We start from the raw sequence: 12,605 nt of genomic DNA on the forward strand, positions 1-12,605 counted from the left end.
CCTATTTTCCCTGAACGCCGAGAAGCTGTATCCGGAAGATAAGCGTGCTGTTGGGCGGGATATCGCCCATATCGCGCTCGCCATAGCCGGAGGACGGTGGCGTATAGAGGGTCACCTCGTCGCCAACGTGCAGCAGGGGGATAACCTCCTGCCAGGCCGGCACCAGACGGCCAAGCGGGAATTCCGCCGGCTCGTTACGGGCATATGACGAATCGAACACCTTGCCGTTCAGCAACTTGCCTTCGTAATTGATCTTGACGGTGTCGTTGATCGTCGGCTGCGCGCCCGGTGTGGGGGCGCGCGACACGATCTTGTACATCACGCCCGACGGCAACTTGACGATGCCCGGCTGCTTGGCTGTTTCGACGAGGAAAGCTTCGCCGTCTTTCAGGTTTTGCGCGGCCATGGCATCGGCCGAGGCCTGCATGGCCTCCAGTTGTTCGCTGGTGCTGGCGGAGCGGCCGCAAGCCGTCAGGGTGAGCAGGGCGAGGCCGGCGATCAGGCCAAAGTGCATAACTGAGCGCATTACTGACCGCCGATGCCGAGAAGCTGCACGCGGAAGATCAGTGTCGAATTGGGCGGGATCTCACCAAGGTCGCGCTCGCCATAGGCGGCGGTCGGCGGCGTGTAGAGGACGATTTCGTCACCTACATGCATCAGCGGGATGACCTGCTGCCAGGCGGAGATCAGGCGGCCGAGCGGGAACGTGGCCGGTTCATTACGCTTGTAGGACGAATCGAACACCGAACCATCGAGCAGCGTGCCCTCATAGTGTATGGTCACGTTGTCGGCCACGGTCGGTTGCGCGCCGGGATTTTGTGAGCGCGATACGGTCTTGTACAGCACGCCCGACGGCAGGGTGACGACGCCGGGCACGGCAGCGGTCTTCGCCAGGAAGTCCTGACCGGTTTTGAGGTTCTGTTCGGCGACAGAAATCTGATCTGGAGTTTGGGCTTGGGTCTTGTCCATGGCTTGTCCACATGCGGTAAGAATGAAAGCGATAGCGAAAATGGAGGTCTTTTTAATCCATGCGCCAGACTTTTTAGTCCATACGTAAGGCATAACCGGTGCTCCTGAGGGCTTCTGAAATTTCAAAGGCGTGGCGGGCGTCCTGGGTTTCCACCATGATGTCGAACTCGGCACCCTTGGCGGGCACATCGAGCACCAGCCGGTTGTGCGCCACATCGACGATGTTGCCACCCTTGGACGAGATCACATCGGCCATCAGCGATAACATGCCGGGGCGATCGTCGCCCAGGATTCGGTAAGTGACAAGCCGTTTTTCGCGCACCAGTTCGCGTTGCAGCACCGAGGCCAGCAGGCGCAGGTCGATATTACCGCCGCACAGGATCAGGCCGACATTCAGCCCCTCGAACTTTTCCGGAAAGCGCATGACGGCGGCCAGACCGGCGGCACCGGCGCCTTCGGCTATGGTTTTCTCGATATTGGCGTAGGCGGCGATGCCGCGCTCGAAATCGGCCTCATCGATGATCAGCACGTCATCGACCAGCGGATTGGCGAGGTTGAAACTGATGTCACCGACCTCACGCACGGCGATGCCTTCGGCGATGGTGGCGCCGCCCATGGGGATCGGCATATTGCGGCGACGGGCGGTGAAGGAGGGGAACATGGCCGCTTCGACGCCGATCACCTTGATCCAAGGCTTGATGGCCTTGGCGGCGATGGCCGCGCCAGCGATCAGTCCGCCGCCGCCGATCGGCACCAGAATGACGTCGAGTTCCGGCGCGTCTTCCAGCATTTCGATGACCAGCGTGCCCTGACCGATCAGGACGTCGCGGTCGTTGAACGGATGGACGTAAACGCCGCCTTTTTCCGCGCACAGCTTCTGGGCGATGGCGGAGGATTCATCGTAGGTGGCGCCTTCGATAACGATATTAGCGCCGAAGCTCTGCGTCTTCTGCACCTTCACGAAGGGGGTGCCGACCGGCATGACGATGGTGGCCGGGATGCCCAGGCGCTGGGCGTGGTAGGCCAGGCCCTGCGCATGGTTGCCGGCGGAGGCCGCGAAGACGCCGCGGCTGCGCTCGTCATCGCTCAGTTGCAGCAGCTTGTTGAGCGCGCCGCGTTCCTTGAAGGCCGAGGTGTATTGCTGGTTTTCCGACTTGATCCAGACCTTGGTGCGCGTCGAGGCGCTGAGGCGCTGTGAAAAGGTGCAGGGTGTGCGGACGACGTGGCCCTTGATGCGTTCTGCGGCGGCTTCGATGTCTTGAAACGTAACGGTCATGATGGCCTCCCATAACAGAGGCTTAGACCGTGCGCTTTCAAAAAATGGTGGTGGAGATAAAAAAGCCGGGCGCGGAGTGGTATCATCAGAAACCATAAATCGAACTTGTCGTGTCCTGACTGTCTATTTTGCGTATTTATAGGTTATTTTCTACTTTTATCAGCAGGATTTTTTGATTTCTCAAACTATAAGGCCTATCTTTGGGTAATATTCAGCAGAGATATCCAAAAATGACCGACGAAATGCAAACATTCCTCTCGCCGGCCACGCATGGCTTCGTCCGCATCGCCTGCGTGACGCCGAAAGTGCATATCGCTGACCCGCAGGCCAATCTGGCGGAGCATATCTCGTTGGCCAAACGCGCAGATGAGGCCGGCGCTGATCTGGTCGTCTTTCCTGAACTGAGTTTGAGCGCCTATGCCATCGACGATTTGTTCACGCAGGAAGTTCTACTTAAATCTTGCAAAGAAGCGCTAGAAGCGCTGATCCGCGAAAGTGAGAACATAAGATCCATACTGATCGTTGGAGTTCCGCTAATCATTACCGGAGCGATATATAACTGTGCAGCAATTTTGCATCGCGGAAACTGCATAGGGATCGTTCCTAAAACTTATCTGCCCAATTACCGAGAATATTATGAAAAGCGATATTTCGCTTCCGGTTCTCAGTTGATGGGCGAAGCGCCAATGCTGAAAGACGCTAAAGGACGCGGATATGCTCTTTTCGTTGATTCCAAGGTGCCTGTTTTCAGAGCGTACGGTTTCGAAGCTTTTAGCTTTGGTGTGGAAATTTGCGAAGACGTCTGGTCACCCGTAACGCCTTCCACACGGCTGGCATTGAATGGAGCGACGATAATTGTGAACCTGTCGGCTTCGCCGGTTGTGGTTGGCAAATCTCGGGCCCGCAAGAGATTGTGCGCGGCCACGTCCGAACGCTTGATATGTTGCTACGCCTATAGTGCAGCAGGGCCAGGGGAATCGACGACGGATCTCGCGTGGGATGGGCAGTCATTGATCTACGAAATGGGCGATTTGTTGGCTGAAGGCGAACGCTTTACATCGGACACAATGACCTTGGCTGATATTGATGTGAGCCGCATAGTACAGGACAGGCTACGAAACGGCACGTTTAATGATGCGCGAGTATTTTCTGCCGCGAACCAGGATATGTTTCGCACATTCTCCTACACGCCTCACAACTTAACCGATTTCCATCGCTCTGTGCCGCGTTTTCCCTATGTGCCCGCCGATAAGGAGCGGCTCGACGAAGACTGTTACGAGGCCTTCAACATTCAGGTTCATGGCCTGATGCAGCGGCTCTCCACCAGCCATACGCAGAATGTCGTCATCGGTATTTCCGGCGGGCTCAATTCGACCCATGCGGTGATCGTGGCGTGCAAGGCGTTCGATCGTCTGGGTATTCCGCGCACCAATATTCACGGCTATACCATGCCCGGTTTCGGCACCTCGACCGGCTCACGCAATGATGCGCTAAAACTGATGAAGGCGCTCGGTATCTCTTCCGGAGTGCTTGATATCCGACCGGCAGCCAAGCGCATGCTGCTCGATATCGGCCACCCGTTCTCACGCGGCGAGCGTGTCTACGATGTCAATTTTGAGAACGTGCAGGCGGGTTTGCGCACCGACTTCCTTTTCCGACTGGCGGGCGAAAAGAAGGGCTTCGTCGTCGGCACCGGCGATCTGTCGGAACTGGCGCTCGGCTGGTGCACCTATGGCGTCGGCGATCATATGAGCCACTACAATGTCAATTGTGGCGCACCGAAAACCCTGATCCAGCACCTGATCCGCTGGGCGGCGGCCAAGGAGTTTGACGCCAGGACTGGCCGCATCCTGCAATCGGTACTCGAGCGTGAAATCTCGCCGGAACTTGTGCCGATCGAAGCCGGCGTGATCCAGCGTACCGAGGACAAGGTGGGGCCCTATGAACTTCAGGATTTCAACCTCTATTACATCACGCGCTATGGTCTGAAACCGTCCAAGGTTGCTTTTCTCAGTTACCAGGCGTGGAAGGATAAATACACGCTTCCGGAAATCCGGAAATGGCTGGAGTTGTTCCTGTTCCGCTTCTTCACCCTTTCGCAGTTCAAGCGCTCAGCGGTGCCCAATGGTCCGAAACTGATCTCCGGCGGCGCGCTCAGCCCGCGTGGCGACTGGCGCGCACCCAGCGATGGCAATGCGAAAATCTGGTTGGATGAGTTGAAGGCGAATGTGCCGGAGACCTAGTCTGTCATGAAATTTCATGATATGGCAATCCCGGGAGACCAAACATGACCGAACATCAGTCTCGTGAAAAATTCGCCACCCAGATGGATAGCGCCCTGCTGGCTGATTTGCGCGCTTTGGCCAAGGCGGAAGGCCGTCAATTGCAGTCACTGGTGGAGGAAGCTGTTGGCAAGCTAATTGAAGCGCGGCAAGCGCCCACCCTGTCAGTTGCCGATGCGTTGGCAATGAGTATGGAACAGTTTGCGTCTCTTTATAAGAAGCTTGCGGAATAGTGACGCGATATCTGACTCTTCAAGATGTCTTAGGTATTCATGATATCCAGTTGGTGCAGTTCGGCGGCGCGTCAGGCGTGCGCGATCTTGGTCAGTTGGAAGCTGCTTTGTTTAGGCCGCAGACGGGATATTATGCAGATGTGATTCAACAGGCGGCTGCCCTTTGGGAAAGTCTTTCGCAAAATCATCCTTTCATTGACGGCAATAAGAGGACGGCTTTTGCGTCCATGCACGTTTTTCTGCTTATCAATGGGATAGGCCTTAACGTAACAGCTCAAGTCTCAATCCCGTTTGTTACCGGTCTTTACGAAACGCAAACCTTCCGTTTTGAAGCGGTTGAACCCTGGCTACGGACGCATGCTGTCCCGTTCGCGCTCTGATCACTTCATCCTCACAGCGGTTCCGTCAAACGTGCATGACAGGCCGTGATAGGTGGTGCAGACGCCCTGTTCGCTCACGGTCAGTTTGTCGCCGGTCTTGACGATGCGGATCGTGCAGGTGGTCGTGTCGGCCGGCTTGAGCGTCAGGCTGAGTTCGGTGGGTGAGACGTCCTTTGCCGGTTCGCCACCGGCCAGGCCGATATCGCCGGTGCAGCCATCGGCCTGGGCCGCGACCAAAGTCACCTTATGCGCGCCCAGTGTGCCGTTGATGCGCACCATCAGGTCGCCTTCGTACTTACCGGGCCACAGGTCGATCACCGGCGGTGGAGCGGCGACCGATACCGGTTGAGGTTCCGGCTCGGCGGGTTCCGAACAGGCGCTTAAGGCCAGCATGGCGAACAGAACGGCAGCGATCCGCATGGTCTATTCCTTGAGCTTTTCGGCCAGCAACCGGGCCTCAGCAGCACGGCTCGAACCGGCGCGCCAGATGACGACAATATCGCGGAAGGCGTGATCGGACGCAAGAGGGCGTACGCTGACCTCGGATGACTTGATCAGGCCGGACTCGACCGCCATGGCCGGCAGCAGCGACACACCAAGACCGGAGCCGACCATCTGCACCAGGGTATTGAGCGACGTCGCCGCGAAGCCTCCGCCGTGCGAAGCCGTATAGGTCGACAGCGATTCCGAGGTGCCGGTGGGCGAGGTCCACGAACAGGCAGCCAGGGCATGATCGCGCAGGCAGTGACCATCCTCCAGCAGGATCAGTTCTTCGTGTTTCAGATCTTCCGGTGAGATGTGCGATCCCATCGACAGATGGTGGCCAAAGGGCGTGGCCGCCACGATCTCGTCCTTGCATATAAAGGCGCTGTCCAGCCCCGACAGATCGTAGGGCAGGGCGATGACAGCAGCATCGAGCGCACCGGATTTGAGCGAGGCAATCAGGCGCGCGGTCTGGTCTTCGCGCAGGAACAGCCGCAGGTCGGGAAATTCGTGGCGCAGTTTGAGCAGGGCCTTGGGCAGCAGGAAGGGCGCCACGGTCGGGATGACCCCCAGCCGGAAACGGCCGGTGAGGGGCCGGTTGGCGCCGTGCGCCGCCTCGACCAGATCTTCCGTACGTGCCAGAATATCTTCCGAGCGCTTGAGCATTTCTTCGCCGACTGCCGTCAGGATCACCTGGCCGCGCGAGCGATCGACCACGCGTACACCCAGGATTTTCTCCAGTTCGGCGATGCCGGAAGAGAGGGCTGGCTGCGATACGAAGGCCGCTTCCGCTGCGCCGCCGAAACTCTTATGTTCGGCCAGCAGTTTAAGATATTGCAATTGTCTGAGGGTGGGGAGCATGAAGGCAATATAAGATCAATTTATTGAATTGTCAAAATTCATAACCACGTTTAATTCAAAGTCGAGTGACCCCATGTCTATTGAAGCCCTGCAAAGCCTGATTCCCGCCTATGGCCGCGACCTGTCGCTCAATCTGAGCAATCTGCTGGCGGAAACGCTGCTAAGTGATCAGCAGAAGTGGGGCACCTTCCTGGCGTGCGCCCATGCCATCGGTGTGCCGGCGGTGGTGCAGAACATCGAGGCCGCCGCCGCGCAAGCGCTGACGTCGGAAGCCGTCACCGCAGCCAAGGCTGCCGCGGCGATCATGGGCATGAACAATGTCTATTTCCGCGCCCTGCATCTGATGCACAACAAAGAATACGAGACCCTGCGTTCGGGCCTGCGCATGAACGCCCTGACCAATCCCGGCGTCGATAAGGTCGATTTTGAGCTATGGGCACTGGCGGTCTCGGCGGTTAATGCCTGCGGCCTGTGCATGGATAGCCATGAAAAGGTGTTGCGTGGCCATGGCGTCAGCGCCGTGCAGGTGCAGGCCGCTTTGCGTATCGCCGCCACGGTCAACGCTATCTCGGCGGTGTTGCGCGCCGAAAGTGCCTTGCGGGCGTAAAACCATCCGCACACGTCTCTATAAGATAAATTTATGCAAAAATAAAATAAAACAAATTTGCTCTATTGATTGTTTTGAGCGATTGTCCCCCTCGTACCGCTTAACCCGGTTCCACTCTTATCAAGGAAATATCCCATGGCTCTCATCAACACCGCCATCAAGCCTTTCAAGGCCACCGCTTACAAGGCAGGCAAGTTCGTCGACATCTCCGACGCCGATACCAAGGGCAAGTGGTCCATCTTCTTCTTCTACCCGGCCGACTTTACCTTCGTCTGCCCGACCGAGCTGGAAGACCTGGCCGACAATTATCCGGAGCTGCAAAAGCTGAACGTTGAAGTGTTCTCGGTTTCGACCGACACGCACTTCTCGCACAAGGCCTGGCATGACACCTCGCCCGCCATCGGGAAGATCAACTACTACATGGTTGGCGATCAATCCGGCACCATCACCAACAACTTCGACGTGATGCGTCCGGGCGTTGGTCTGGCTGACCGCGGCACCTTCCTGGTTGATCCGGACGGTATCATCCAGTTCATGGAAATCACCTCGGAAGGCGTCGGCCGTAACGCCACCGAACTGCTCCGCAAGGTCAAGGCTGCGCAATACGTCGCCTCGCACCCTGGCGAAGTCTGCCCGGCCAAGTGGGAAGAAGGTGAAAAGACGCTTGCGCCTTCGCTCGACCTCGTCGGCAAGATCTAAGGTAGTCATGGGGGAAATAAGCTTTCCCCCATGTGCCTCCTTTGAGGGGAGTTCGCTCCCCTCATCATTATCCTTATCTGGGCTCTCCGAGCGCAATCCAAAAAGTGGCTACCGGTTTTTGGTTAAATTGCGCGTCAAAAAAGAGCTTAAATATGGACAATGATTTCCCCCTATTTTCTAACGGAGTACCACCATGCTTGACGCAGGGATGAAGACGCAACTAAAAGCGTATCTGGAAAATCTCCGGATGCCGATTGAACTGGTCGCTACGGTCGATGACAGCGCGAAATCGCGCGACATGCTGGACCTGCTGAACGATATCGTCGAGGCGTCCGGCAAGGTTTCGCTGAAGACCGATGGCAGCGACGCCCGCGTGCCGTCCTTCGCCATCAATCGCCCGGGCACCGAGATCAGCGTTACCTTTGCCGGTTTGCCGATGGGCCACGAATTCACCTCTCTGGTGCTGGCGCTGCTGCAGGTCGGCGGCCACCCGCCACGCGTCGAAGCCGATGTGATCGAGCAGGTCAAGGCGCTGGAGATCGACGGCGAACTGCGCTTCGAGACCTACTTCTCGCTGACCTGCCAGAACTGCCCGGACGTGGTGCAGGCGCTGAACCTGATGAGCGTGCTCAATCCCAAGATCAAGCACGTCGCCATCGACGGCGCCCTGTTCCAGGGCGAGGTCGAGGCGCGTCAGGTGATGGCCGTCCCCACCATTCTCATCAATGGCCAGCCTTTCGGTCAGGGCCGCATGGGGCTGGAGCAGATCCTCGCCAAGATCGATACGGGGGCTCAATCTCGCGAAGCCGCCAGGATCGATGCCAAGTCGGAATTCGACGTGCTCATCGTCGGTGGTGGTCCCGCCGGTGCTGCCGCTGCCGTCTATGCCGCCCGCAAGGGTATCCGCACCGGCGTGGTGGCTGAGCGCTTCGGTGGTCAGGTGCTCGATACCATGGCGATCGAGAACTTCATCTCGGTCTCGCATACCGAAGGTCCGAAACTGGCCACGGCGCTGGAGCAGCACGTCAGGGAATATGACGTCGATATTATGAACCTGCAAAAGGCGACGTCGCTGATCCCGGCCACCGAGCCCGGCGGTCTGGCTGAGGTGCGTCTGGAAAGCGGCGCTTCAGTGCGCGCCCGTACCGTCATCATCTCGACCGGCGCACGCTGGCGCCAGATGGGCGTGCCGGGCGAAGACCAGTACCGCAACAAGGGCGTGGCTTACTGCCCGCACTGTGACGGTCCGCTCTTCAAGGGCAAGCGCACGGCGGTGATCGGCGGCGGCAATTCCGGCGTTGAAGCAGCCATCGATCTGGCCGGCATTGTGGCCCATGTCACCCTGCTCGAATTCGCCCCGGAACTGCGCGCCGACGCCGTGCTGCAACGCAAGCTCTACAGCCTGCCGAACGTGACGGTGATCACCAACGCCCAGACCACCGAAGTGCACGGTGACGGGGCCAAGGTGACGGCCCTGTCGTACAAGGATCGTATCCACGAAACGGCCCACACGATTGAGCTGGAAGGGATCTTCGTCCAGATCGGCCTGCTGCCCAATACCGAATGGCTCAAAGGCACCATCAACCTGTCGCCGCGTGGTGAAATCGAGATCGATGATCGCGGTGAGACCTCGGCGCACGGCATCTTCGCCGCCGGTGACGCCACGACTGTGCCGTATAAGCAGATCATCATCGCCATGGGCGAAGGCTCCAAAGCGGGGCTGTCGGCTTTCGATCACCTGATCCGCACGAGCCTGCCGATTGATATCGCGGCGGAGTAGGTTAAGGGCAGGAGGCGCGGCCTCCTGGACCTCGGAACTCGACAGTGTTTAATCGCTTAATACTAAAAAAGCCGGGCCCTTTAGAGGTCCGGCTTTTTTTGCATTATACAAATAGATACGGTTCAGTTTCGGGGTCAAGGGGTCTGCGACCCCTTGCCTTTGTCTAATCCCTCGGATTCGACACGTCGTACCCTTGCGCGCGCAACTGATCGAGTACCCCGCCCTTGCGTAGTAAAAGCGCCAGAGGAAAGACGGCGACGGTTTTGCCGGGTTTGTTGAGCGCGGTGGTGACGGCGCGGGCGGAATTGGTGACGCTGCGATCCATCATGGCGGCGGCCTGCGGCGAACCGGACAGGCATTTCAGCAAGGTCGATCCCTGATAGTGGCGGCGCACCGTGGCGATATCACCAACCGCCCAGGCTTTCGCGGCCAGAGGCGCGCGATCCAGATTGAAGTCGATATCATCGAGCGTGTAGCGCAGGCAATCCTGACCAGCCCTGTTATCCATGGCGTTCACGGCCTTGAAGATCGGCCCTATATCATACCGTCCGGCCGACTTAACCGGTACGCCCGCCTGTCCGGCCAGACGGCGCACGGTCGACAGCGTGGCGTCATCGCTTAAGGCCAGCTTTTGCAGCACCTCGCGGCGCAGACGGGCGCCGGCCCAGACTGGCTTGTCGCGGGCGAAATCCTTGATCGGAACGCCGGCACGCCTGGCTGTGGTCTCATAGCGGGCGTAAAGTTCCGGCGGCAAAGCGTCTTTCAGGTTCTGACGATTGGGCAGACCCTTCTTCGACATCATCATCCACATATCGCCGATGCCGGTGCTGCTGTCCGCCGGTGTGATCAGCCAGTTGGCGCCGCGCAAGGCGCCTTCGACGCGCTTCGTGCTCCACACTTGTTTCTTCGGAAAAACCGGAAGTATGCCGAGAATGATAACCTGCGAGTCGCCTTTGGTAACGCGCCACAGGGCGGGGCCAACCGCTGCCTTGCCGCGCACCACCACCTCGGTTTCCGGCCAGGCTTCCTGCGCCACGGCCATAGGCGGCAGGGCGAGCATGACCGTCAGGGCGAGGAAAAGAGCTTTCAGGGACATGGCATTTTCCAGGGAATGAAAACGTCAGTTTACGTGACTTCTGTGACTCTTTTATTGGGCGGGCGAGGTCACCACGACACCGGCGGCGCGCAGACGATCGAGCACGCCATCCTTGCGCAGCAGATCGCTGAAAGGCACGACCGCCAGGCTCTTGCCAGGGGTTTTCAACGCCTCTTCAATGGCTGTGGTCATGCCGCCGATGAAGAGAGCATCGTATTGCTGGCCCCATTCCGGTGTCGACAGATTGCAGGTCAGGAGGGCGGACTCGCGATATTGCGACAGGGCGGTCTTGACGTCGCCTTGCGCCCACGCCTGCGCCATACCCGGCAGGACGGTGAGGTTATAGTCGATACCATCGAGAAAGGTGTTGAAGCAGGCCCTATTGGCCTCGGCATCGAGCTTGAGCCACTGATCGGAGAGGGTGTCGGCATTGACCGTATAGGCGATGCGCGACGCCACACCGGCATTGGCGGCCAAAGCGGTGACCTGACGCACGATGTCGTAGCGACGGATATGGTTTTCTGCCAGCACATCGGAAAAAAGCTCCATGCCGGCGCGCATTGGAATCTTGTAGGCGTAATCGCTGGCCCTGAGGCCTGACGTGTGTGCCACGACCTTTTCAAAGCGGGCATAGGCCGCGGGCGGCACAAGATCGTAAAGATAGGTGCCGCTTGGCAGTTCGGAGCCTTTGAGCCAGCGCTTGCCGGCGATGTCGCCACCGCGCGAGGCGCCCGGCACGATGACGTAGCGCGCGCCCTTGAGCAGGCGCTTCACGCGGGTGGTGTCCCAGGTCAGGCTTTCCGGGGTTTCGGCGAGCGTACCCAACACCCATACGCTGGATTGGCCGCGCGTCAGCTTCCACATGGCCGGGCCGGCGACCTTGGCGCGCACGACCACCTCGGTGACGTCGGACCAGGCTTGCGGTTCTGGTGTTTGGGCCGAAATCTTGGGCATGCGCGCCAGCGGCCAGCAGCATCCCCAGAAACACCAGTGCCGCAAGCCGTCCGATCATATCAGCCCACCACGGCGGCGGTGGATTCGAAGGTCAGGGGCGCTCCCCAGAAGGCTTCGATCAGGCGGGACTGCGTACGCGGTACGCCGGTGGTGAGGAAGGTGCGGCGGCCGGTATCCCCAATGGTATATTCCGGATGGCGCTCGATATACTCGGCCAGTGCCTTAGACACTGGCGCAGGCTGATGGATCAGCGGGGTGCCGGCGGGCAGGTGTTCGCGGAACAGATCGGCGACGATTTCATAATGGGTGCAGCCGAGAATGGCGCGATCCGGGTAGCGGCCGATGCGGATTTTCAGAACTCTCGACATGGCCCTTGATCTTGGCCGAAAGATCTTCGCGCGGTGCATCGCGTTCAATCAGATCGGCCAGACCCGAACAGGCCTCGGTGAAAACAGCCAGGTCCTGACGGCGCTTGTCGATCTCGATTTCATAGACGCGCGAACGGGCGGTGGCGACGGTCGAGAAAACACCGACAACATCCAGTTTCTGGATCTTTTCACCACGGCGCTCGGCCTCGTGTTCCCACGGCAGACCGGTGGCGGCCTCGATGGTCGGCACTATGATGCCCAGCACATTGACAGGACGCTTGTAGGTTTTGCGAAATTGCGCCAGCCATGTCGATTGCAGGCGGCGCAGGGCGACGGCAGAGGCGGTGTTGCAGGCCAGCACGACCAGCGAGGCGCCGGCCTCGAACAGCGTTTCGCAGCCCTGACGCGTCAGCTCGACGATCTCTTCGCCGCTCTTATCGCCATAGGGTGTGTTCTTCTGGTCGGCGAGATAGATGAAATCGGCCTGGGGCATCCGGTCGACCAGCGCGCGATGGATGCTCAAACCGCCGATGCCGGAATCAAAAACGCCGATCGCCATACATAGTATCCTATATTACTAAAACTTAATTTGGCCGCATATCGTATGCAGCCTAGTG

General features: G+C 58.9%; 13 protein-coding genes and 1 pseudogene. 6 read left to right on the plus strand and 8 right to left on the minus strand.

Annotated elements, in window-relative coordinates; translation table 11 throughout:
• Position 1: 1 nt before the first annotated feature.
• The 3 genes from ABQ278_RS01530 to ABQ278_RS01540 all read right to left on the minus strand — a co-directional run bounded on the left by ABQ278_RS01530 (position 2) and on the right by ABQ278_RS01540 (position 2,245).
• Entirely contained in the window at positions 2-526 is a 525-nt protein-coding gene (locus ABQ278_RS01530; protein ID WP_349320888.1) for an FKBP-type peptidyl-prolyl cis-trans isomerase, read from the minus strand.
• Complete coding sequence (locus tag ABQ278_RS01535; protein ID WP_018081781.1) at positions 526-969, minus strand: FKBP-type peptidyl-prolyl cis-trans isomerase; 444 nt, start codon at positions 967-969, stop codon at positions 526-528. The genes ABQ278_RS01530 and ABQ278_RS01535 overlap by 1 nt, the downstream gene beginning before the upstream one ends.
• Before the next feature lie 73 nt (positions 970-1,042).
• A complete protein-coding gene (locus ABQ278_RS01540; RefSeq protein ID WP_349320889.1) occupies positions 1,043-2,245 on the minus strand; it encodes a threonine ammonia-lyase in 1,203 nt (400 codons plus the stop codon).
• Between the two features lie 230 nt (positions 2,246-2,475).
• Between ABQ278_RS01540 and ABQ278_RS01545 the strand changes: the two genes are divergently transcribed.
• The 3 genes from ABQ278_RS01545 to ABQ278_RS01555 are packed head-to-tail and all read left to right on the plus strand — an operon-like array spanning position 2,476 to position 5,140.
• On the plus strand, positions 2,476-4,488 hold the full coding sequence (locus tag ABQ278_RS01545; RefSeq protein ID WP_349320890.1) for an NAD(+) synthase: 2,013 nt from the start codon (positions 2,476-2,478) through the stop codon (positions 4,486-4,488).
• Between the two features lie 44 nt (positions 4,489-4,532).
• Positions 4,533-4,760, plus strand: a complete 228-nt coding sequence (locus tag ABQ278_RS01550; protein WP_349320891.1) for a hypothetical protein — start codon at positions 4,533-4,535, stop codon at positions 4,758-4,760.
• Entirely contained in the window at positions 4,760-5,140 is a 381-nt protein-coding gene (locus ABQ278_RS01555) for a type II toxin-antitoxin system death-on-curing family toxin (protein WP_349320892.1), read from the plus strand. The genes ABQ278_RS01550 and ABQ278_RS01555 overlap by 1 nt, the downstream gene beginning before the upstream one ends.
• On the opposite strand, the gene ABQ278_RS01560 is transcribed toward ABQ278_RS01555, so the two are convergent.
• Complete coding sequence (locus tag ABQ278_RS01560; RefSeq protein ID WP_349320893.1) at positions 5,141-5,560, minus strand: hypothetical protein; 420 nt, start codon at positions 5,558-5,560, stop codon at positions 5,141-5,143.
• 3 nt (positions 5,561-5,563) lie between these two features.
• On the minus strand, positions 5,564-6,484 hold the full coding sequence (locus ABQ278_RS01565) for a hydrogen peroxide-inducible genes activator (RefSeq protein ID WP_349320894.1): 921 nt from the start codon (positions 6,482-6,484) through the stop codon (positions 5,564-5,566).
• 73 nt (positions 6,485-6,557) lie between these two features.
• On the opposite strand from ABQ278_RS01565, the gene ABQ278_RS01570 reads away from it, so the two are divergent.
• From ABQ278_RS01570 to ahpF, 3 genes are all read left to right on the plus strand, one after another.
• Positions 6,558-7,091 (plus strand): carboxymuconolactone decarboxylase family protein, encoded by a 534-nt coding sequence (locus tag ABQ278_RS01570; protein ID WP_349320895.1) that lies wholly within the window; start codon positions 6,558-6,560, stop codon positions 7,089-7,091.
• 135 nt (positions 7,092-7,226) lie between these two features.
• Positions 7,227-7,790, plus strand: a complete 564-nt coding sequence (gene ahpC, locus ABQ278_RS01575; RefSeq protein WP_018081775.1) for an alkyl hydroperoxide reductase subunit C — start codon at positions 7,227-7,229, stop codon at positions 7,788-7,790.
• A 193-nt stretch (positions 7,791-7,983) separates the two neighbouring features.
• Complete coding sequence (ahpF, locus tag ABQ278_RS01580; protein ID WP_349320896.1) at positions 7,984-9,570, plus strand: alkyl hydroperoxide reductase subunit F; 1,587 nt, start codon at positions 7,984-7,986, stop codon at positions 9,568-9,570.
• A 163-nt stretch (positions 9,571-9,733) separates the two neighbouring features.
• Here ahpF and ABQ278_RS01585 read toward each other — a convergent pair whose 3' ends face one another.
• The 3 genes and pseudogenes from ABQ278_RS01585 to ABQ278_RS01595 form a co-directional block, all read right to left on the minus strand.
• Positions 9,734-10,666: a TraB/GumN family protein gene (locus tag ABQ278_RS01585; protein ID WP_349320897.1), complete on the minus strand. Its 933-nt coding sequence runs from the start codon at positions 10,664-10,666 to the stop codon at positions 9,734-9,736.
• Positions 10,667-10,717: 51 nt separating this feature from the next.
• Complete coding sequence (locus ABQ278_RS01590; protein ID WP_349320898.1) at positions 10,718-11,620, minus strand: TraB/GumN family protein; 903 nt, start codon at positions 11,618-11,620, stop codon at positions 10,718-10,720.
• Between the two features lie 59 nt (positions 11,621-11,679).
• Positions 11,680-12,547, minus strand: a pseudogene (locus ABQ278_RS01595) (aspartate/glutamate racemase family protein).
• Positions 12,548-12,605: the final 58 nt, after the last annotated feature.

The sequence above is a fragment of the Asticcacaulis sp. MM231 genome, from assembly GCF_964186625.1.
Classification (GTDB): domain Bacteria; phylum Pseudomonadota; class Alphaproteobacteria; order Caulobacterales; family Caulobacteraceae; genus Asticcacaulis.

Bases quoted from the DNA above. Each gene is read 5' to 3' on its own strand.
- ABQ278_RS01530 (WP_349320888.1), bottom strand. From the start codon at position 526: ATGCGCTCAGTTATGCACTTTGGCCTGATCGCCGGCCTCGCCCTGCTC.
- ABQ278_RS01535 (WP_018081781.1), bottom strand. From the start codon at position 969: ATGGACAAGACCCAAGCCCAAACTCCAGATCAGATTTCTGTCGCCGAA.
- ABQ278_RS01540 (WP_349320889.1), bottom strand. From the start codon at position 2,245: ATGACCGTTACGTTTCAAGACATCGAAGCCGCCGCAGAACGCATCAAG.
- ABQ278_RS01545 (WP_349320890.1), top strand. From the start codon at position 2,476: ATGACCGACGAAATGCAAACATTCCTCTCGCCGGCCACGCATGGCTTC.
- ABQ278_RS01550 (WP_349320891.1), top strand. From the start codon at position 4,533: ATGACCGAACATCAGTCTCGTGAAAAATTCGCCACCCAGATGGATAGC.
- ABQ278_RS01560 (WP_349320893.1), bottom strand. From the start codon at position 5,560: ATGCGGATCGCTGCCGTTCTGTTCGCCATGCTGGCCTTAAGCGCCTGT.
- ABQ278_RS01565 (WP_349320894.1), bottom strand. From the start codon at position 6,484: ATGCTCCCCACCCTCAGACAATTGCAATATCTTAAACTGCTGGCCGAA.
- ABQ278_RS01570 (WP_349320895.1), top strand. From the start codon at position 6,558: ATGTCTATTGAAGCCCTGCAAAGCCTGATTCCCGCCTATGGCCGCGAC.
- ahpC (WP_018081775.1), top strand. From the start codon at position 7,227: ATGGCTCTCATCAACACCGCCATCAAGCCTTTCAAGGCCACCGCTTAC.
- ahpF (WP_349320896.1), top strand. From the start codon at position 7,984: ATGCTTGACGCAGGGATGAAGACGCAACTAAAAGCGTATCTGGAAAAT.
- ABQ278_RS01585 (WP_349320897.1), bottom strand. From the start codon at position 10,666: ATGTCCCTGAAAGCTCTTTTCCTCGCCCTGACGGTCATGCTCGCCCTG.
- ABQ278_RS01590 (WP_349320898.1), bottom strand. From the start codon at position 11,620: ATGCCCAAGATTTCGGCCCAAACACCAGAACCGCAAGCCTGGTCCGAC.